Genomic DNA, 18,538 nt, shown 5'->3' with positions numbered 1-18,538 from the left:
ATGGGTGAGTGCACGTGCTGGACGACACCGACCGGGAACTACTGGCGCGGCTGCAACAGGACGCGGGCCAGTCGTACGCGAACCTCGGCAAGGCGGTGGGGCTTTCGGCGGGCGCGGCTCATGAGCGCGTACGCAAACTGCGCGAGCGCGGCGTCATCCGCCGCACGACGGTCGACGTCGACCCGGCGGCCGTGGGGCAGGGTGTGCTGGCCTTCGTCATGGTCGACTCGACGGCGTGGATGGGGGAGCGGGCGGCGGACTTCGCGGCGATCCCCGAGATCCAGGAGGCGCACGTCATCGCGGGCGCGGCGAGTGTGCTGGTGAAGGTCCGCACGGGGACGACGGAGCAACTCCAGGACGTGCTGCGGCGGCTGTACGCGATCGACGGGGTGAGCGGGACTCAGGCGACGGTGTCCCTTGAGACGTTCTTCGAGAGGCCGGTGTCGCCGGGGGCGGGCTGAGGGTCGCCTGCGCTCGCTCCGAAGCGGCGCACTCCCGGCGCCGCCGTCGTCCCCGCGCACGCGACTCCCACCACGGCCGCCGCGATCCACAGCGGGGTCGCCGTGCCCCACGCGTCCGCCGCGAGTGGCCCGAGAACGTACGCCACGGGCATCGCGGCCAACGACAGCAGCCAGTCGTACGAGGTGACGCGGGCCAGCACGCCGGACGGTATCGCCGCTTGCACCGAGGTCTCCCAGATGGGGCTGAGGAAGCCGAGCCCCGCCTGCGCGAGGCCGTACGCGGCGATCACGGCCGACGCGGGGGCCTCGGCCGCGAGCAGGGCCAGGGGCAGGGCGTACGTCGCGAGGCCGAGGTTGGCCACGAGGATCGGCCGCTTCGGTCTCGCCCGCCCGGCGAGCAGGGAGCCGGCAAGCAGTCCGACGGCGCCCGCCTGGAGGATCGCGATCCAGGTGCCCTCTCCGCCCAGCTCCTCGACGGCGATGACGGGTCCGAGTGTCATGAGGACTGCGGCGGCGCCGTTCCACGCGGAGTGCGCGACGAGGCTGGTCCAGTACCAGTCGCGGCTGCGCACCTCGTGCCAGCCCTCGACGAGGTCCTTGCGCAGCGAACGGCGCGCGGTGGGTTCTTCGTCCGTGTGGTGGACGCGGACGGCGGAGAGGAGACATGCGCTGACGGCGAAGGACGCGCCGTCCAGGACGAACGCCCAGCCGGGGCCCGCGACCCAGATCAGCAGCCCGGCGAGCGCGGGGCCGCCGACGCGGGCACCGCTGTTGACCACGCCCAGAAGGGCGTTGGCGGCGTGCCGGTCTTTCGCGGCGACCGTCCCTGTGATGAGCGGAGACAGGGTCGGCATGGCGAAGGCGGACGCGGCGCCGCCGACTGTTTCGGCGAGGGCGATGTGCCACAGCTGGGGGTCGCCGCCGAGTAGCTGGACGCCGACGAACAGCTGGGTCACGCACCGCACCAGGTCAGCGGTGAGGGCCACCGTGCGGGCGTTGAACCGGTCGCCCACCACACCGCCCAACGGCAGCAACAGAAGCTTCGTCCCTATCGCACAGCCGAGTACGAGCGCGAGCGCGGAGCTGGAGCCGGTGGCGCGGAGCACGGCGAGGGCGAGGGCGGCCGGGATGACGGCGTCGCCGATGAGGGACAGGGAGCGGCCGAGGAAGAACAGCCGGAAGGAGCGGTTGCGCAGGAGGGGGTGCGACGGCATGGAGAGGACTGTATTTCGTTGTCGAACTATTCGCCACCGAAGTATCTGAGACCGAAGCAAGCCCGAAGTAGGCTGCTGCGTATGGCGAGGAAGCACGAGAGCAACGACATCGGCGGGCCGCAGCCGCAGCGCGACTGGACCGACGGCCACGTGGAGCGTTGGCTCCCCGTCCTCCCCGCCCTCGACCCGGACATCGAGGGCGCGGTCACCCGCATGAAGAAGCTCACGGTCCATCTGCGCCGCGTCCGGGAGCAGTCCCTGGTCGACTTCGCCCTGGAGCGCCACGAGTTCGACACCCTCCACAAACTGGCAGGCCGCGGCGGTCGCGCGACCCCCTCCGAACTCGCCGCGGACCTGGACCTGGCCCCCGCGTCCGTGACGGGACGCCTGGACGGTCTCGAGAAGCGCGACCTGGTCCGCCGCACCCCGTCAAAGGCGGACCGCCGCCGGGTGGACGTGGAGCTGACCGCGTCCGGCCGCTCGATCTGGCTGGGCGCGATGGACGTCCTGGGCCACGAGGAGTACCGCCTCCTCGGGGTGCTCTCCGGGGAGGAGCGCGCTCAGCTCTCGGACATGCTGCGGCGGATCATGGTGGTGGCGGAGGAGGGCGGCGGGGCGCAGTGGCAGTGACGCGCGCCCCACTGATCAACTCCGCGCCAGCTCGGGGCGCTTGCGGTAGTCGGTGAACCCGACGACGTTGCCCCACGGATCGGCGAACTCCACGGTGTACCCGGTGGCGACGGAGAAGGGCGGGGCCAGGAGCTTGACCCCGGCGGTGTCCAGCGCCCGTCCGGCGGCCCGCGCGTCCCCCACCTCGATCCACACCCGGGGCGTGGCCCACGCCGAAGGCCGATGCTCGACCCCGTCCTCCACGCGCAGCAGAATCCCGGGCGTCTCCTTGCCGACCTTCAGGATCGCGAGCCCGATCTCGTCGATCCGGTGAGCCACGGGGAACCCGGCACGCTCGTAGAAGTCGACGGCCTCGCCGAGGTCGCCGACGGGGAAGAGGATGTTGTCGAAGCCGAGCAGCTCGGTCGACTGCTCACCGGATTGACGAACGGACTGGTCAACGGACAGGCCGACCGACTGGTTGTCTGACATTTCGTCAGAGTAGGTCGGCCGGACCGAATTCAGCCTTACTGTCACTGTTTGGCCGCCACATGGCCGTTGACGTCACCCGGCCGGGGCGCTCAGCGGTTGATGGACTGGATCTCCTGGACGTCGATGTCCTGCGTTCCGTCGAAGGTGCCGTCCGGGAGGTCGCCGCCGGTGCCGCCAGAGCCCTTCCAGGCGATCTCCCAGGTGATGGATGCCTTCAGCTGGTACGGGTCACCGCCGGTCGCCCGCAAGTAGGAGATGCCGCACGGCGGGTCTTCCTTGGAGGAGCCTTTCGTGTAGGGCGTGCCGATGCTGCCGTCGTCGTTGACCTTGCACTCGGCGGATGCCGGGAAGGTCGTGGCGTCCGCTGTGCCGGGCTCCAGGTGGAGGCTGACCGGCTTGGCCGTGGTCTCCGCCCACAGACCTGTGCCAGGCAGTTCGGCGCGGACCTTGACGTCCTCGAAGGTGCCCTTGTCCAGCCAGACCCAGGTGGGCAGGTTCACCGTCGACTTGCCTTCCGGCTTCAGCTCGACCTTGGTGTCCGGGACCTTGATCTTGTCGTACGCGTACGAGGCGAGGACCTTGGGCGTCGGTGCGTTGGCGATCTTCGGGATGATCCCGGCGTCCTGCCAGAAGAGGATCTCCTCGCATTCGTACGCCGCCGGATCGCCCTCCATGTCCGGGTTGACGACACCGCGCCAGAACTTGCCGTCCTTGCCGAGGTTGAAGTTCTTGTAGCTCTTGATGCCGTCGCCCGGCGACTTGCCCTTCTCGAAGGTGTCCACCATCAACTGCTCGCCCCAGCTGAGCGAGGGAGTGACCGGGACCAGGTTCTCGTTGGGGGTCTTCTTGAGCTGGTCCGTCGCGGCCTTCACCTGCTCGGACGTCGCTGCGGGCTCGTACCAGCAGGCCGGGGGCTTCCAGTTCGGGTCCACCGAGCCGAGTCCCTTGCCGGAGGAGCCGCCCTTGCCGCCGCTGACCTGTGAGACCTTGATGTTCGTCTTGCCGACCCCGGCGTTCAGCATGTTGTTGTCCGCGCCACCCGAAGGTCCCGGCGGGTTCTGGTTGTTCTTGTCTCCGATGGCGTGGGCCGCCGTCGAGGAGAAGCCAAGGGCGAGAGCCGTGGCGAGCAGGAGGGCGCCTGCCTTCGCAGTGGTCCGCATTACTTGCACCCGCCCGGGACAGTCTCCAGGGAGACGGTCTGCCACACGCCCTGCTCGGACTTGGTGAGCCTGGCCCTGTACTGCAACACGGACTCGGGGGTGTCGGGGGTGGCCGTGACCTTCTTGGTCTTGCTGTTCTTCGTGGACGCCTTGCGCTCGTCGACGCAGTAGAAGAACACTGCCGCGTCCTTGCCGCTGACGTTGACCTTGGGGCTGTAGGCCTTGATCGATCCGATCAGGCTGTCGTCGGTGTCGGTGAAACCCTTGATCCACTTGCGGGCCGTGGTGAGAGAGGCGCCCGAGTCGTAGAACGCCACCGCGTCCGAATCCGGGTTCGCCTCGATGATCGCCGCGTACTTCGCCCGCAGTTCCTCCTTGCCGTCGTCCAGCACCCCCTGGAGCTTCGGGTCGCTGTTCGTCCAGCCCGCGAAGTTCGCCTCGAACTCGGCCGGGAGCTTGATCTCCGGACGCTTGGCTCCGTGGGGCTTCTCCGACGGACTGGCGGAAGCCTTCGAGCCGCCGCCACCCGCCCCTTCGATCTTGTCCGAGGAGTCCTTGTCGCCGCCCCCCGAACCGCAGGCGGTCAACAGCAGGGCCGCGGACGCGGCAAGGGCGGCCGTCATGAGACGGATGGGGCGGTTCACTCTGGACTCCCGGTGAGGTGGGGGTAGCGCAAGCTGAGGTGGGGGTAGCGCAAGCTAACCAACGTTATCCCTGGGGCTTGTGAGGACACCAGGCGGGATTCCGGCGGTGTGCTGGGGTTTGCGCCGGTTAAGCCTCATTGCTTGAGTACGTCCTAGCAGGCCGGGGCGCGGCGTTGTTTGCCGTCGCAGGCTTCGCTGAACTCCGCGCGGCTTGTGGGGTACCTCTCCCGTTGCCTACGCCTCTTGGCTTCCGAGGGTTCCTTCGCGTATCGCCCCCAGGAGAGAAGTGAGGGCGGCTGTCCGCAGGGTGAGGTTGATCGCCGGTTCGTCGGATTCGCGCAGGCGTGTCGTGTCGTCCGGTGCGGTGGCGAGTTCGACGCAGTTACGGACTGGGAGTACGCCCTCCGCATCCCCCACACCCCCCTCGGCCCCGGCATCGTCCGGGCCCACGTGCGCGCTGTCCTCAGCCGTTATCGCGTACGCCCCGCCGTCCTCGACAACGTCCGGCTGGTGGTCTCGGAGTTGGTTACCAACTCCCTTGCCTGTACGCGCGATTCCGTCGCCGTGCGCCTTGCCCGCACCCGGAGTGGACTCCGCCTCAGCGTCTGGGACAGCAGTCCGCAGCTGCCGCCGTCACCCCTCGGCATCAGTGACGCCGACTCCGAGCGCGGGCGCGGCCTCTGGCTTCTCCGCAGCTGTGCCGACGACTGGGGGCACTACGTCCTCGTCAATGGGCGCCGCAGCGTCGGCGGCAAGGAGGTCTGGGCGGAATGGCGCGCCCCGTACACATAGCTCGCGAAGCGCATGGCCTCCGACGCACGTGGGCCCCGCTCCTCAAAGGAGCGGGGCCCACGTCAACGTACGGACGAAGAAGAACTCAGAAGCGACGCGTGATCAGCGCCCGCTTCACTTCCTGGATCGCCTTCGTGACCTCGATGCCACGCGGGCACGCGTCCGTGCAGTTGAAGGTGGTCCGGCAGCGCCAGACACCGTCCTTGTCGTTCAGGATCTCCAGGCGCTGCTCGCCCGCCTCGTCACGCGAGTCGAAGATGAAGCGGTGGGCGTTCACGATCGCCGCCGGGCCGAAGTACTGGCCGTCGTTCCAGAAGACCGGGCACGAGGACGTGCAGGCCGCGCACAGGATGCACTTCGTCGTGTCGTCGAACCGCGCGCGGTCCTCCGGCGACTGGAGGCGCTCGCGCGTCGGCTCGTTGCCGGTGGTCACCAGGAACGGCATGACGTCGCGGTACGCCTGGAAGAACGGGTCCATGTCGACGACCAGGTCCTTCAGGACCGTCAGACCCTTGATCGCCTCGACCGTGATCGGCTTGGCCGGGTTGAGGTCCTTGATCAGGGTCTTGCAGGCCAGGCGGTTGCGGCCGTTGATGCGCATCGCATCCGAGCCGCAGATGCCGTGGGCGCAGGAGCGGCGGAAGGTCAGCGACCCGTCGAGCTCCCACTTGATCTTGTGGAGGGCGTCGAGGACACGCTCCTTGGGGTCGATCTCAATCTGGAAGTCTTCCCAGGTCGCGTCCGCCGAGATCTCCGGGTTGAAGCGGCGGATGCGGAACGTGGCCGTGATGTACGGGGAGTCGGCGAAGCCGGCCTCGGGCTTGGCGTCTTCCTTGTCGAGGGTCGGGGTTGCCATCAGTACTTACGCTCCATCGGCTGGTAGCGGGTCTGCACGACCGGCTTGTAGTCGAGCCGGATCGACTCGGCGCCGTCGTCGCCTACCTCGCGGTACGCCATGGTGTGGCGCATGAAGTTGACGTCGTCGCGGTTCGGGAAGTCCTCACGGTAGTGACCGCCGCGCGACTCCTTGCGGGCCAGGGCCGACTGCGCCATGACCTCGGCCAGGTCGAGCAGGTTGCCCAGCTCGATGGCCTCCAGGAGGTCGGTGTTGAAGCGCCGGCCCTTGTCCTGGATCGAGACGTTGAGGTAGCGCTCGCGGAGCTCCGCGATCTTCTCTACCGCCGTCTTGATCGTCTGCTCCGTGCGGAACACCATGACGTTGGCGTCCATGGTCTCCTGAAGCTCCTTGCGGAGCTCGGCGACCCGCTCGTTGCCCGTGGCGTCACGCAGGCGCTCGACCTGGGCGACGACCAGCTCCTCGGCGTTCTCCGGGAGCTCGACGAAGTCGTTCTTCGCCGAGTACTCCGCAGCCGCGATACCCGCGCGACGGCCGAAGACGTTGATGTCCAGGAGCGAGTTCGTGCCCAGGCGGTTGGCGCCGTGGACCGAAACGCAGGCCACCTCGCCCGCCGCGTACAGACCCGGGACGACCGTGGTGTTGTCCGCGAGGACCTCACCCTGGACGTTCGTCGGGATGCCGCCCATGGCGTAGTGCGCGGTCGGCTGGATCGGGATCGGGTCCGTGTAGGGCTCGATGCCGAGGTACGTGCGCGCGAACTCCGTGATGTCGGGCAGCTTCGCGTCCAGCTGCTCCGGCGGGAGGTGCGTCAGGTCCAGGTACACGTGGTCGCCCTCGGGGCCGCAGCCGCGGCCCTCGCGGATCTCCGTGTAGATGGAGCGAGAAACGACATCGCGGGACGCCAGGTCCTTCATGACCGGCGCGTACTTCTCCATGAAGCGCTCGCCGTCCTTGTTACGGAGGATGCCGCCCTCACCACGGGCGCCTTCCGTAAGAAGGATGCCCATGCGCCAGATGCCGGTCGGGTGGAACTGGAAGAACTCCATGTCCTCCAGCGGCAGACCGCGGCGGTAGCAGGCCGCCTGGCCGTCACCCGTCAGCGTGTGCGCGTTCGACGTCACCTTGAAGAACTTGCCGGTGCCGCCCGACGCGTAGACCACGGACTTCGCCTGGAAGAGGTGGATCTCGCCGGTCGCGAGTTCGTACGCGACCACGCCCGCGCTCTTCTTGACGCCGTCGATCTCCACCAGGAGCTGGTCGAGGACGTAGAACTCGTTGAAGAACTCCACGCCCTCCTTGATGCAGTTCTGGTAGAGCGTCTGGAGGATCATGTGGCCGGTGCGGTCGCCCGAGTAGCAGGCACGGCGGACAGGAGCCTCGCCGTGGTTGCGGGAGTGACCGCCGAAGCGGCGCTGGTCGATCTCGCCGGCGGGCGTACGGCCGAAGGGCAGGCCCATCTTCTCGAGGTCGAGGACCGCGTCGATGGCCTCCTTCGCCAGGATCTCGGCGGCGTCCTGGTCGACCAGGTAGTCGCCGCCCTTGATCGTGTCGAAGGTGTGCCACTCCCAGTTGTCCTCCTCCACGTTGGCGAGCGCGGCGGCCATGCCGCCCTGCGCCGCGCCCGTGTGGGAGCGAGTCGGGTAGAGCTTCGTCAGGACCGCGGTCCGGCTGCGCTTCGTCGACTCGATGGCCGCGCGCATGCCCGCGCCACCGGCGCCGACGATGACAGTGTCGTACTTGTGAATCTTCACTGGGTTCGCCTCGGCTTTAGCGGATGTTCGGGTCGAAGGTGAAGATCACCAGCGTGCCCAGAAGGATGGTGAACACCGTGGCGGTGTACAGCAGGCCCTTGAGCCACAGGCGCGTGTTGGCGCGCTCCGCGTAGTCGTTGATGACCGTGCGCAGGCCGTTGGCCCCGTGCAGCATCGCGAGCCACAGCATCAGCAGATCCCAGACCTGCCAGAACGGCGAGGCCCAGCGGCCCGCGACGAACGCGAAGCCGATCTTGCTCACGCCCCCGTCGAGCACCAGCTGGATCAGCAGGTGGCCGAGGACCAGGACGACCAGAACGACGCCGGACAGGCGCATGAAGAGCCATGCGGCCATCTCGAAGTTGCCGCGGGTCGAGCGCGGGGTCTTGGAGGTGCGCTTGCGTGGCGCCTCGATGAGGGGAGCCGGGTGGTCGACGTCGTAGAGCGACGCGCCTTCGACGGGACCCACTCCGGACTTCTCGAGTGTGGTGTCTGTGTCGGACATGTCTGGCGTCAGCTCCCGAAGACTTCGCGGACGGCGTGGCCGAGGACCGGGTAGAGCGCCCCCACCATCAGGACGACCCAGATGCCTACGACGGTCCAGAGCATCTGCTTCTGGAAGCGCGGGCCCTTGGACCAGAAGTCGACGGCGATGACACGCAGGCCGTTCAGGGCGTGGAAGAGGATGGCGGCGACCAGGCCGTACTCAAGGAGTGCGACGAGGGGCGTCTTGTAGGTGCTGACGACATCGTCGTACGCCTCGGGGGAGACGCGGACGAGAGCGGTGTCCAGCACATGCACGAACAGGAAGAAGAAGATGAGGACGCCGGTGACTCGATGAGCCACCCAGGACCACATTCCTTCCCGGCCGCGGTACAGCGTTCCAGCCGGCACGGCAGAACCCTCCGGGAGCGGGGATTGGGGCCAGCCGGCTTGGGTGGTCGGACGGGCCCGGCCGGGTACGGTCCACCGGCCGCTCGTCATCGTATCGACGAGTTGTCGGTTCGTTCGCGCGGGGTGGCCCGGTGTGATCAAACAGGCAATCAAACAGGCACGTACGGGCTATTCAGGTCGTGGACCAGCCGGGTGAGTCGCCCGCGGGCGAGCTTGCGCAATTCCTCGGCCGCGATGACCCGCTCTTCCTCCGGGTCGTTGCCGAGCCGGGCGCGGATTCCGGCCAGCAGGTGGTTCAGGGCCTGGCTCGGCGGGACGTCGTCCAGGCAGATCACGAAGACGTGACCGAACCGGCTCTCGTACGCGGCATGCGCGGCGCGCAGGGCCGTGTGGGCGGCGGTGTACGTGGCCTGGCGGGGGACGGTCGATCGCAGAGGTTCGCAGGCCAGGGCCTCGCTGAGGTCCGCGGGCGCAAGGTCGTACGCCGCTTCGTCGGATGCGGCGAGCAGCGTGTCCAGGTCGGGGTAGGGCCGGTGCGCGACCAGGCGACGCGCCCAGGAGTGGCTGCCGCAGCAGCTGAGGAAGGCGGCCTCGGCCGCCGCCGGCTCGGCGGTGTTCAGCTGCTCGGGGGTTCGGGGCGAACTTTGCGGGGGCAGCGGGGGCTCCTGGGCAGGGGGCATCTGTGAGGGGGTGATGGGGGATGTGTCGTAACGCTAGCGAGGTGGGGTGGGGACTGTCTGACGGATGCGTGAATTTCACCCGGATGGGAGAGTTTCGCTTCGCGTGGTGGACGGTATGGCCGCGGGCCCCGTTTTAACGTGGGCCGCATGACTGCCGCTCGTGCCGCCCGGTGGGGGGTCTTCGTTGCCACCGCTTCGCGGTGGATCTCGCCCACCCGCCCACTCGTTTGCCCCGCAGCGCATTGCCCGGTGAAGGGCGGCTCCCAGTGATCTCCCGCCCCCTCGCCATCGCCGCCGGAGTAGTCGCCGCCGGGGCCGTCGCCCTGACCGTCGCCGTCTGGCCCGACGGCGGGGACGAGGCGCCCTCGTCCAGCGCCTCGCCCCCCTCCGACAACAAGTCCGCCGTCTCCCCCACTCCCTCGCCCACGAAGTCGTACCCCCTCTCCAAAGCCCCCGCCACCATCCCCGCCGTACGTGAGCACAGAGCCGCTCGCGGTCCTGGATGGAAGCCGAAGGGCGGTGGGCGTGTCGTCGTCGCCGACGACGACCTCGCGGACGAGGGCCAGCTGCTCGCCGGGGAGCTGAAGCTCGCGTACGCCGGTGATGCCGAACCCCGTAAGGGCGACGTGGAGCTCGCGCTCACCCCGGAGAAGGCCGATGCCTCCGGCGGCAGGGACGAGTCGTACACCCTCTCCGTGAAGGGGCAGCGGGTGAAGATCAGCGCCCCCGAGGAAGCGGGCGTCTTCTATGGGACGCGCACCCTGAAGCAGGAAGTGCGCGGCGATCGGACCGCGCCCGAAGGCGTCGTACGCGACCGGCCTGCCAAGCCCCAGCGCGGCTTCATGATCGACATCGCGCGCAAGCACTTCGACTCGGCGTGGATCGAGGACCGGGTCCGGGAGCTCGGCGACCTCAAGTACAACCAGCTCGGCCTGCACTTCTCCGACGACCAGGCCTTCCGCATCGAGTCGAAGTCGCACCCCGAGATCGTCTCGCGCGACCACCTCAGCAAGGCGCAGGTCCGCCGCATCCTGAAGCTCGCGGCCAGTCGCCACATCACCGTCGTGCCCGAGATCGACTCGCCGGGCCACCTCGGCGCGGTCATCGCCGCGCACCCCTCGCTCCAGCTCCGCGACACTCGTGGCGTGGCGGCGCGCGGCGCGGTCGACATCTCCAAGCCGCAGGCCGCGGAGATCGTCGACGACTTGCTGGAGGAGTACGCGGACCTCTTCCCCGGCCGCTACTGGCACCTCGGCGCCGACGAGTACCGCGCCCTCACGGTCGAGAATCCGGAGGCCAGCTATCCGCAACTGGCCGCCGCCGCCCGCGAGAAGTACGGGTCCGACGCCCGCGTCCAGGACCTGGCGACCGGCTGGCTCAACGACCGGGCCGAGACGATGCGCCCCTTCGAACGGGGGCTCAAGGCCTGGAACGACGGGTTCTTCCGCGGCGGGGTGGAGAAGGCCGACGACGACCTCGAAGTCGCGTACTGGACGGGCAAGGAGATCGGCGCGAGGGAGCCCGTCGAGTATCTGAAGGAGGGCCGGAACGTCGTCAACTACAACGACGAGTACCTGTACTACGTCCTCGGCCAGCCCAACACCTTCCGCTATCCCACCGGGCAGCGGATCTACGAGCAGTGGACCCCGCGGGTGATCCGCGGGACGAAGCCGGTGAACGCGAAGTACGACGACCAGATCCTCGGCGGCGTGTTCGCGGTGTGGTGCGATCTGTCCGGTTCGCAGACGCCGGAGCAGGTGGCGAAGGGGATCCGGATGCCGCTGCGGGCGACGGCCCAGAAGCTGTGGGACGAGCGGAAGCCGGGCCTGTCCTGGGGCGACTTCGTGAAGCTTGCCGATCAAGTGGGATAGGCCTGGTGGGATAGGCCTGATGGGACAGGCCTGGCGGGATAGGTCTAGTAGGGGCCACTTGCGATCTGTTTTCGGCTTTTGGTGGCGAACTTGCTTACGTCTGTGGTGTATTCGGCCCAAAGCCGATCGCAGCCGTCGAGCGCCTTCGAGCGCAGTTGAGCAGAGCAGAGTCGAGTACTACGGGGGGACGCGGGCATGGGCTACTGGGGTTACTACGTCGTGGGCAGGAGCGAGCAGCCGCTCGTCGACCTTTCGGCGGTAGCGGGAGTGCGGGACGAGCTCAGCCTTCTCGTCCAGCGGGACGACGGCTGGCAGGTGTGGGAGGTGCCGGGCGGCGGCGACGGCGCGCGCGACGTCGGCAGCATGAACACCCTGGCCCTGGAGACGGGTTCGCCCGCACTCTTCGGCTACGTCATGGACAGCGACTGCGTGGTCGTCGAGGCGGCGGCCCCGGAGAGCGGGGCATGGACGACATGTCTCGCGAGAGAAGCGATGGCCGGATATCTCGGTGACGACGGCCTCAGCCTCGACGACTACTTCCTCGAACCGCGCGACGCCGCGACCAGAGCGGTGACGTGGGCGGCTGAGTCGGGCAGGACGGTGCAGGCCGCGCCGCTGCTCGACGTCCTGAACGCGGCTGCGGAGCCGTCGGCGGAGCAGCTCTTCTTCCGCTTCCTCGACCGGCTCGGAGTCGTGCCGCAGTGAGCCGATGAGGGCGGCGCGGGAGGGCCGTTGCCGCTCACCGGCGGCCTGATAGTGACGTTCCTGAGGGCCCGCACGCAGTAGTGGACGTGCATAGTCCGCAACGGGAGGCGTACGTCATGGGCGGCCCGAGTCTGGTCGAGTTGATCGCTGAGGCCGACGAGAGAGGTCTGGCCGCGAGCGGCCTCGCCTGCCTCGACCGGTGTGTGCCGCTCCTCGGGGGCGGCGACGAGGTGCTGCGGCCGTTGTGGGGCAGCCTCGCGGAGGGCGGGGCGTGGGGTGCGGCCCTCGCCGAGGCCCGCGCGATGCTGGGGGGTGCGGACGTCCTGGAGGAATCCTCCGGGGACGAGGCCGCCACCCTCGTGTACCGAATGCTGGGCGCCGTGCCGTCCGTGCGTACGGCCGCCGAACTGCGGGAGTGGGCCGACGCCTGCTCCGTCGCCGCGCTCCAGGTCCACCGGTTGCTCGATACGGCGCCGGACGGCAGCGCCCGGTCGTCGGCCCTGCGCGCGCGGCGTGAGGGGAATGCGGGTCGTACGGACGGCATGTCGCCGCTCGTCGCCGCCGAGTTGCGGCGGCAGGTGCGGATCCTGGAGATCCTTGCCCACCAGGGCTCCGGTGCGGCCGTCGGCCTGCGGCAGGCGCTTGACGTGTCCACCGAGGGACGGCGCGTACTGCGGGCCGTCGTCTCACGCCGGGAGCGGGGCAGCAGGGTGTAGCGGCCGGCGGCTTCCCGGATGCGGGCGTTGCGGGAAGTCGCAAGGAAATCCCGCGAAAATCGGCGTTCCGCGGGATTTCCTTGCAGTCCGTGGCTATCTGTGGCTGTCCGTGGCTATCTGTGGCTGTCCGTGGCCCTGTCCGTGGCTACTTGACGCCGAACACGGCTGCCAGTGGCTGCTTGGCCTTGAAGACGGTGGACGGGGCCGTCACGTGCTCGCCGCCGATGTAGAGGCGGTCGCCCGCGAAGAGCACGCGGCGCTCCGTCGTGAACCTCGCCTCCATCTCGTACGTGGCGGACGGGTTCTGCTGGAGCTTCGTCTTCTTGTACGTCTTCGGGTCCAGCTCCCAGACCGCGCCGCCCGCTTCGTCGACCACGTCGGCCTCCTGGTACGCGATGACCTTGCCGTCGTCCGCGACGCCGACCGGGGTCAGCGGGCCGCCTTCGACTCCCTCGGCCTTCCCCTTCTGCTTACCGGTCTTCAGGTCGAGGGCGACCAGGTCGTTCTCGGCTTCGGACGACGGGCTGCTCGGCTCCGAAGTCCCCAGGAAGAGCGTGTCCTCGGTGACCGCGACCTGCTGGCAGCCGACGACCTCGGTGGCGGGGCAGTCGAGCTTGTACTTGCCGTACTTGCCGCCCACCGTGCTGATCGTGCTCAGCAGCTTGCCCCGCGCCGCGCTGTCGTCGACCGTCAAGAACTCCGAGGCCCCGGACGAGCCCTTCTTGGAGTCGCCGCCGTCCGCCGCGACGACCAGTGGGTCGACCGAGACGACGTGGGCGTACTCGGTTCCTGCCGGGAGCTTGTACGCCGACTTCACCGCGCGCGTGGCGGGGTCGATCGTCTGGAGCGTCAGCTGAGGGTTGTCGACCTCGCCGCAGTCGCGGAGCGCGAGGAGCTTCTCGTCGCCGCCCGCGTAGCCCTCGACGGGGCATTTGTCGTCCGCGGGCTTCCACAGGGGCTCACCGCTGACTTTCCAGCCCGCGTCCGCGCTGGTGCCCGCGGCGGCGACCGTGCCGCCGCCGATGGTCACCTCGTCGAACATCTGGGCGGAGCCGTACTCGTCGGTCGCCTGCTTCTGCCAGAGCAACTTGCCCTTGTTCAGGTCGACGAGCCCGACCTCCGTACAGACGGACGGATCCTTCTTGGCATCCTGGAAGAGGACGGCCACGAGGCCCTCCTTGGTGGGCTCCGGCGACGACCAGCAGATTTCACCGGAGAGCGGTATCTGCCACTCGGGCTTTCCGCCGCCGGTCAGCGGGTGTCCGGATATCTTCTTCAGATCGGCCTTCACGAAGTTCTTGTCGGTCGTCCACATTCCCATGGCGCCCGACATCTCCTTGACCTTCGCCATGGGTACCCGGCCCAGCAACTTCGCTTCCGGCGCCGCCGATTCCGTCCCGCCGTCCCCGCTCCCGCTCCCGCCCGCCCCGTCGTCGCTCTCGCCGCAGCCGCTGAGCAGGAGCGCGGCCGCGAGTAACGAGCCGAGGGCTGCCGCTTTGCGTGACATGTGAATCTCCTTGTGCGCATGGGTCATTTTTGGTTCGGTTGGCGATCCTCCCTTTTGGGTAGGGGAATTACAACTCGGAATTCCTTATCTCTACTTCAGTTGAAATGTTCTCGAGGGCATTACTAAGGATTACTGAGGATTACTGGGTATGGCTCGGGGATATTGGCGGTGCGGGTGGCCCGGCGGTGTACGCCGAGCGCCGTGCCGCTCCCCTCGATTCCAGGGAGCGGCACGGCGCATAGACGGGAATGGCAGAGCGCGGTTACGGCGTCAGCGTCTGCCCCAAGTGGGCCGCCGCCGGAGTGCCCAGCTGCGTACGGCCGTAGTAGACGCCGGTCGACGTCGAGACGCCCGACGAGCCGCTGTCCAGCTGGAGGATCGTGCCGTTGCCCTCGTCCTCGCCGTCCACGCCGATCGCCAGATCCGCGCGGCCGAAGCCCGACAGGTCTGTCAGGGCCACCGACGAGCCGAGGCGGTCCGCCGACTCCGTGGAGCCGGTGATGCCCTCCGTGTCCTGGGAGAAGGCCTGCGCGCCCGTGCCCGTCAGGCCTGACGACGTGCCCTTCAGGAGGAGCGACGTGCCTGCGTCCTTCTTCGCCGAACCGGACCGCGTGATGTCCTCGTTCGGGGCGCCCGTCAGGACGTCCGCGTAACCGTCCAGGTTGTAGTCGCCCGCCGAGACCGACCAGCCCATCGCGTCGCCCGACTCGGCGGCGCCCGGGACTCCGGTCGTGTCCTGGTGGATCGTCTTCATGCCGGTGGTCGTGAAGCCGGTCGAGGTGCCGGGGATCACCGTCACCTGGCCGCCCGCGTGCGCGCCCGACTCGGCCGTGTACGGCTGGCCGATGACCAGGTCGTCGTAGCCGTTGCCGTTCACATCGCCCACGGCCAGCGAGCGACCGCCCTTGACCGAGAGTGAACCGACCCTGCTCAGGCCCGACTTGGTGCCCTTGAACCACTGGACGCGGGAGATTCCCGACTGGTCGCGGTAGTTCAGGGCCACGTCCGCGTAACCGTCACGGTTGAAGTCGCCGGACGCCGCGTCGGCGTACGAGATGGCCGTGTCGCCCGATGTCAGGGTGCCGCCCACCTCGTTGCCCGCCTTGAAGCGCGCCGCCCAGGTGCCGCCGGTGCCGGTGGACGCCGAGAAGACGTCCGCCTTGCCGTCCGCGTTGAAGTCGCCGACCGTCACCGCGGAGCCGAACTTGGCGCCCGCGTAGTGGAAGTCGTCCGCCAGCTGCATGTCCGTGCCGGAGTTGAAGGCCGGGCCGTAGAGGATCGTGACCGCGCCGCGGTCCGCGTTGGTGGCGTCGTCCTCGCCGGGGGTGCCGATCGCCAGGTCCGCGTAACCGTCGCCGTTGATGTCGCCCCAGGCGGTGGCCGCGGCCCAGTTGTCGCCCGCCTCGGAGGCGCCGGGCACGCCGGGGCTCGACTGGGTGAGGGTCTTCTTCGATCCGCCCACCGGTCCGTCGAGGCCGCCGGGGACGATCGTCAGGCTGCCTACGCCGCCCGATGCCTTGGGGGTGCCTGCCACCAGGTCCGTGATGCCGTCGCGGTTGAAGTCCGCGGTCGGTATCGCGGAGTTCTTGCCCGCGCTCGAGGCGTACCTGATGATCTCGCCCAGCTTCGGGTACAGGTTCTTGCCGGGGCACTCGGTGGCGAAGCCGTCCTTGTGGCCGGAGATCGTGTTGAGCGTCGCCTCCTCGCCCTTGTCCCAGACGCCCGTGTCGTCGCCCGCGGTCAGCGTGACCTTGCCGGCCGGGTCGCCGCCGTACTGGCCGAGCTTCCAGGCCGCGACGCGCCCCACCGACTCGAGAGTGGCGCGGGTCGGCTTGCCCGCCTTCTTGTACGTCTCGCCGGGCTCCGGGTTCTCGTTGCCGTGGAAGTCGCCGAGGACCGCGATGCCCGCGGAGTCGCCGTTGAAGCCGTACGTGTGCGCGCCGCGCACCGGCAGATCGGTGCCGCCGCCGCGGCCCTCGAAGACCTGGCCGCACTTGTCCACGAGGAAGTTGTAGCCGAGGTCGTTCCAGCCCTCGGTCTTCACGTGGTACGTCATGATGCCGCGGACCAGGGACGCCGACTGGGCGCAGCTGTAGTCGTTCGTGCCGACCGTGTGGTGGACGAAGACCGCCTTGACCTTCTCGATGTACTCCGGCGGGTCGTCGACCATGGACTCGTCGGCGCCCCAGGCCGCCCGGCTGATCATGGGCGGCTTGGTGACGGTGGAGGGTGGAGCGGGCGGGACCGTGGGCTCCGGGTCGGGGGAGGCGGTGGGGGACGGTGAGCCCGTGGGGGCGGGGGACGTGGGCGGCTCGGTGCCGGGGTCCGATGCGGTGGGGGCCGGTGACGTGGGGGTCTCGGACGGGGCATCCGACGGCGCGGGCGATCCGGAACCGCCACCCGACTCCGGGTCGGGCGGCACCGGCGTCTCGTCGGCCGCGAACGCCACGGGCGCCATCGCCGAACCGTCGAGCGCCGGGTTGTCCGCCTCCTTGGAGGTCACACCCGGGTCCACGAGATTGACCTCAAGTCCCGTGGGCAGTGCCGTACTTGAGGTGCCGTCGGCCGCGACCACGCGGACCTCGACGCCGTCGGACGGGCCGACCCACAGGGGCTCGGACGCCGCCCTCATGCCCGCTTCCGCCTTCTCCGGCAGATGCAGCTCCAGGTCCAGGTTCTGCCAGCCGGTCCACTTGTCGCTCTCGATGGAGCGCGTACGGACCTGTGCCGTGCCCTCGAGCTCCTTCGTCACGCCGGTCCACGAGACGCCGAGCAGCGAGAACTGCTTGGTCGATGTGCGCGGCAGCTCCCTCTCCTTGGCGCCGTCGGCGTTGAGCGCGATGTCGTGCACGCTCACCGGGCGCTTGCCGCGTGAGGCGGCATCCGACTGATCCCCCGCCGAGGGATCGGCCATCGCGTACGTGACGGCCCCCGCGCCCCCCAGCACGACGGCTCCGATCGTCAGCCACGCCCTGCGCTTGAGACTCAGCGGTCTGTACGCGTGCGTGGTTCGCGATGATTCGCGTGGTTTGCGCGGGCTCAAGTGCCCCACCCCTTAGCGGAATTGCCGGTTGACCAAACGAGTCCGTACGACCGGCCGAGAGGGCAAAGGGTTGTACGTACGAGGGGGTGAAACGGCGTGATGTATACCGCACTTCAGAGGTGTGACATATGGCCTGAGCATTGCGCTGGGTCACGTGACAGCTGTGGATGAAGAGTGGACGAGAAGCGAGGGTGGGGACCGTGGTTCTTGGGGTGGGGAAGCGGAGACGGTGGCTGCGAGCAGCCGTCTGCTGTCTTGTGGTGGGGACGCTCGCGTCCTGCGGGTCGGAGGGGAAGGTCTACAGAGGGCTGGTCGAGCGGACGCCGCCGGAACCGCCGAGGCCCGCCGACGAGGTGCGCGGCGAGCGGCTCTCCGTGGAGGCCATGGAGCTGCTCAAGAACGCCGACACCGTGCGCATCGCCGTCGAGATAACCGCGCCCGGCAAGCACCAGAAGATCTCCGTGCACATGGACCGCCACAACAGATGCACCGGAACGTTCGACGACGGGCCCACCAAGAACGGCGACCTGATCATGATCAACGCCAAGGAGGCCTACTTCCGGTTCTCGGACGGGGCGCTCGACGCGATGAGTGCCGCGGGCGTGGCGGCCGGCCCGGAAGCCGCGGCCAGGGCCAGGGAGCGGACGGCCCTCGCGCGCGGCAAGTACATGAGGATCCCGACGGAGCGCCGGGCGCCGAGCGGGGCGTCGCCCACCCAGATGTGCGACCTGGGTACAGCGCTGGGAGGGCTGGACAGCGGCTCGGTCACCGATCTGAGCGGGGCGCGGGCGCTGCCGGAGAAGCGGTGGCACGGCCGCCGGGTGACGCCGCTCGTCGAGACGGACGGCGGCCAGGACATGACGGTCTATCTGGCGACGGGCGACAAGCCGTACGTCGTCGGCATGACGCAGACGAAGGGCACCGAGCACATGGAGATGGAGATGTCCGACTACGACAAGCCGGTCGTCGCGCGGGCCCCCGACCCGTCCCTGGTCCTCGACCTGGCGGACATCGGCCTCGGCGGTGGCGGCGGTCTCTTCGCCGTCTGAATCCTGCCCCCTAGGACCTGTGACATTTCCGTGTGCCCTGACGCAGCTCAGCGTGGGGGCACGGACACGATGAGCTGTGTCGTATCAGTAC

Annotated in this window: 19 protein-coding genes; 7 read left to right on the top strand and 12 right to left on the bottom strand. The window is 68.9% G+C overall.

The genetic code is table 11. The annotated features are described in order from the left end of the window. Positions 1-17 precede the first annotated feature (17 nt). Positions 18-461 (top strand): Lrp/AsnC family transcriptional regulator, encoded by a 444-nt coding sequence (locus ACGFSB_RS16590; protein ID WP_393400147.1) that lies wholly within the window; start codon positions 18-20, stop codon positions 459-461. On the opposite strand, the gene ACGFSB_RS16585 is transcribed toward ACGFSB_RS16590, so the two are convergent. Further along, a complete protein-coding gene (locus tag ACGFSB_RS16585; RefSeq protein ID WP_393399260.1) occupies positions 401-1,675 on the bottom strand; it encodes an MFS transporter in 1,275 nt (424 codons plus the stop codon). The two genes, ACGFSB_RS16590 and ACGFSB_RS16585, sit on opposite strands and share 61 nt — an antisense overlap. A gap of 81 nt (positions 1,676-1,756) precedes the next feature. Here ACGFSB_RS16585 and ACGFSB_RS16580 point away from each other — a divergent pair, with 81 nt between their 5' ends. After that, on the top strand, positions 1,757-2,305 hold the full coding sequence (locus tag ACGFSB_RS16580) for a MarR family winged helix-turn-helix transcriptional regulator (RefSeq protein WP_393399257.1): 549 nt from the start codon (positions 1,757-1,759) through the stop codon (positions 2,303-2,305). A gap of 15 nt (positions 2,306-2,320) precedes the next feature. Here ACGFSB_RS16580 and ACGFSB_RS16575 read toward each other — a convergent pair whose 3' ends face one another. The 4 genes from ACGFSB_RS16575 to ACGFSB_RS16560 all read right to left on the bottom strand — a co-directional run bounded on the left by ACGFSB_RS16575 (position 2,321) and on the right by ACGFSB_RS16560 (position 5,030). Next, positions 2,321-2,776, bottom strand: coding sequence for a VOC family protein (locus tag ACGFSB_RS16575; protein WP_393399255.1), 456 nt, complete (start codon positions 2,774-2,776; stop codon positions 2,321-2,323). An 89-nt stretch (positions 2,777-2,865) separates the two neighbouring features. Further along, a complete protein-coding gene (locus ACGFSB_RS16570) occupies positions 2,866-3,936 on the bottom strand; it encodes a hypothetical protein (RefSeq protein WP_393399252.1) in 1,071 nt (356 codons plus the stop codon). Beyond that, positions 3,936-4,580 (bottom strand): hypothetical protein, encoded by a 645-nt coding sequence (locus ACGFSB_RS16565; protein ID WP_393399250.1) that lies wholly within the window; start codon positions 4,578-4,580, stop codon positions 3,936-3,938. The genes ACGFSB_RS16570 and ACGFSB_RS16565 overlap by 1 nt, the downstream gene beginning before the upstream one ends. A gap of 234 nt (positions 4,581-4,814) precedes the next feature. Beyond that, positions 4,815-5,030, bottom strand: coding sequence for a DUF397 domain-containing protein (locus tag ACGFSB_RS16560; protein WP_393399247.1), 216 nt, complete (start codon positions 5,028-5,030; stop codon positions 4,815-4,817). Here ACGFSB_RS16560 and ACGFSB_RS16555 point away from each other — a divergent pair, their 5' ends adjacent. Beyond that, complete coding sequence (locus tag ACGFSB_RS16555; protein ID WP_393399244.1) at positions 5,031-5,372, top strand: ATP-binding protein; 342 nt, start codon at positions 5,031-5,033, stop codon at positions 5,370-5,372. An 85-nt stretch (positions 5,373-5,457) separates the two neighbouring features. On the opposite strand, the gene ACGFSB_RS16550 is transcribed toward ACGFSB_RS16555, so the two are convergent. The 5 genes from ACGFSB_RS16550 to ACGFSB_RS16530 form a co-directional block, all read right to left on the bottom strand. Continuing rightward, positions 5,458-6,228 (bottom strand): succinate dehydrogenase iron-sulfur subunit, encoded by a 771-nt coding sequence (locus ACGFSB_RS16550; RefSeq protein ID WP_393399242.1) that lies wholly within the window; start codon positions 6,226-6,228, stop codon positions 5,458-5,460. Next, positions 6,228-7,982 carry a succinate dehydrogenase flavoprotein subunit gene (gene sdhA, locus ACGFSB_RS16545; protein ID WP_393399239.1) on the bottom strand — a complete coding sequence of 585 codons (1,755 nt, stop codon included), beginning with the start codon at positions 7,980-7,982 and terminating at the stop codon, positions 6,228-6,230. Before sdhA ends, ACGFSB_RS16550 begins: the two co-directional genes overlap by 1 nt. Positions 7,983-7,998: 16 nt before the next feature. Next, a complete protein-coding gene (locus ACGFSB_RS16540) occupies positions 7,999-8,487 on the bottom strand; it encodes a succinate dehydrogenase hydrophobic membrane anchor subunit (RefSeq protein WP_393399237.1) in 489 nt (162 codons plus the stop codon). Between the two features lie 8 nt (positions 8,488-8,495). Further along, entirely contained in the window at positions 8,496-8,876 is a 381-nt protein-coding gene (gene sdhC, locus ACGFSB_RS16535; RefSeq protein WP_283779093.1) for a succinate dehydrogenase, cytochrome b556 subunit, read from the bottom strand. Between the two features lie 149 nt (positions 8,877-9,025). Next, on the bottom strand, positions 9,026-9,556 hold the full coding sequence (locus ACGFSB_RS16530) for a 2-oxo-4-hydroxy-4-carboxy-5-ureidoimidazoline decarboxylase (RefSeq protein ID WP_393399235.1): 531 nt from the start codon (positions 9,554-9,556) through the stop codon (positions 9,026-9,028). Between the two features lie 266 nt (positions 9,557-9,822). Here ACGFSB_RS16530 and ACGFSB_RS16525 point away from each other — a divergent pair, with 266 nt between their 5' ends. The 3 genes from ACGFSB_RS16525 to ACGFSB_RS16515 all read left to right on the top strand — a co-directional run bounded on the left by ACGFSB_RS16525 (position 9,823) and on the right by ACGFSB_RS16515 (position 12,848). After that, a complete protein-coding gene (locus ACGFSB_RS16525; RefSeq protein ID WP_393399232.1) occupies positions 9,823-11,427 on the top strand; it encodes a glycoside hydrolase family 20 protein in 1,605 nt (534 codons plus the stop codon). Between the two features lie 195 nt (positions 11,428-11,622). Continuing rightward, the gene (locus ACGFSB_RS16520; protein ID WP_393399230.1) at positions 11,623-12,132 is read left to right on the top strand and encodes a hypothetical protein; all 510 of its coding nucleotides are present in this window, start codon (positions 11,623-11,625) and stop codon (positions 12,130-12,132) included. Positions 12,133-12,248: 116 nt separating this feature from the next. Then, the gene (locus ACGFSB_RS16515; RefSeq protein WP_393400145.1) at positions 12,249-12,848 is read left to right on the top strand and encodes a hypothetical protein; all 600 of its coding nucleotides are present in this window, start codon (positions 12,249-12,251) and stop codon (positions 12,846-12,848) included. Positions 12,849-12,993: 145 nt separating this feature from the next. Here the strand turns inward: ACGFSB_RS16515 and ACGFSB_RS16510 are convergent, their stop codons facing one another. Both ACGFSB_RS16510 and ACGFSB_RS16505 read right to left on the bottom strand, forming a co-directional pair. Continuing rightward, positions 12,994-14,355, bottom strand: a complete 1,362-nt coding sequence (locus ACGFSB_RS16510) for a hypothetical protein (protein ID WP_393399227.1) — start codon at positions 14,353-14,355, stop codon at positions 12,994-12,996. 262 nt (positions 14,356-14,617) lie between these two features. Then, complete coding sequence (locus tag ACGFSB_RS16505) at positions 14,618-17,407, bottom strand: FG-GAP-like repeat-containing protein (protein ID WP_393399224.1); 2,790 nt, start codon at positions 17,405-17,407, stop codon at positions 14,618-14,620. Between the two features lie 203 nt (positions 17,408-17,610). Here ACGFSB_RS16505 and ACGFSB_RS16500 point away from each other — a divergent pair, with 203 nt between their 5' ends. Further along, positions 17,611-18,447, top strand: a complete 837-nt coding sequence (locus tag ACGFSB_RS16500; protein ID WP_393399222.1) for a hypothetical protein — start codon at positions 17,611-17,613, stop codon at positions 18,445-18,447. Positions 18,448-18,538: the final 91 nt, after the last annotated feature.

The sequence above is a fragment of the Streptomyces sp. NPDC048441 genome, from assembly GCF_043200235.1.
GTDB lineage: Bacteria > Actinomycetota > Actinomycetes > Streptomycetales > Streptomycetaceae > Streptomyces.
Note: the sequence above shows the minus strand (reverse complement) of the source record. Positions and strands in the feature narration are given on the sequence as shown.

Coding starts and splice junctions, on each gene's coding strand:
- ACGFSB_RS16585 (WP_393399260.1), bottom strand. CDS start 1,675: ATGCCGTCGCACCCCCTCCTGCGCAACCGCTCCTTCCGGCTGTTCTTC.
- ACGFSB_RS16580 (WP_393399257.1), top strand. CDS start 1,757: ATGGCGAGGAAGCACGAGAGCAACGACATCGGCGGGCCGCAGCCGCAG.
- ACGFSB_RS16575 (WP_393399255.1), bottom strand. CDS start 2,776: ATGTCAGACAACCAGTCGGTCGGCCTGTCCGTTGACCAGTCCGTTCGT.
- ACGFSB_RS16570 (WP_393399252.1), bottom strand. CDS start 3,936: ATGCGGACCACTGCGAAGGCAGGCGCCCTCCTGCTCGCCACGGCTCTC.
- ACGFSB_RS16550 (WP_393399242.1), bottom strand. CDS start 6,228: ATGGCAACCCCGACCCTCGACAAGGAAGACGCCAAGCCCGAGGCCGGC.
- ACGFSB_RS16540 (WP_393399237.1), bottom strand. CDS start 8,487: ATGTCCGACACAGACACCACACTCGAGAAGTCCGGAGTGGGTCCCGTC.
- ACGFSB_RS16530 (WP_393399235.1), bottom strand. CDS start 9,556: ATGCCCCCTGCCCAGGAGCCCCCGCTGCCCCCGCAAAGTTCGCCCCGA.
- ACGFSB_RS16520 (WP_393399230.1), top strand. CDS start 11,623: ATGGGCTACTGGGGTTACTACGTCGTGGGCAGGAGCGAGCAGCCGCTC.
- ACGFSB_RS16515 (WP_393400145.1), top strand. CDS start 12,249: ATGGGCGGCCCGAGTCTGGTCGAGTTGATCGCTGAGGCCGACGAGAGA.
- ACGFSB_RS16510 (WP_393399227.1), bottom strand. CDS start 14,355: ATGTCACGCAAAGCGGCAGCCCTCGGCTCGTTACTCGCGGCCGCGCTC.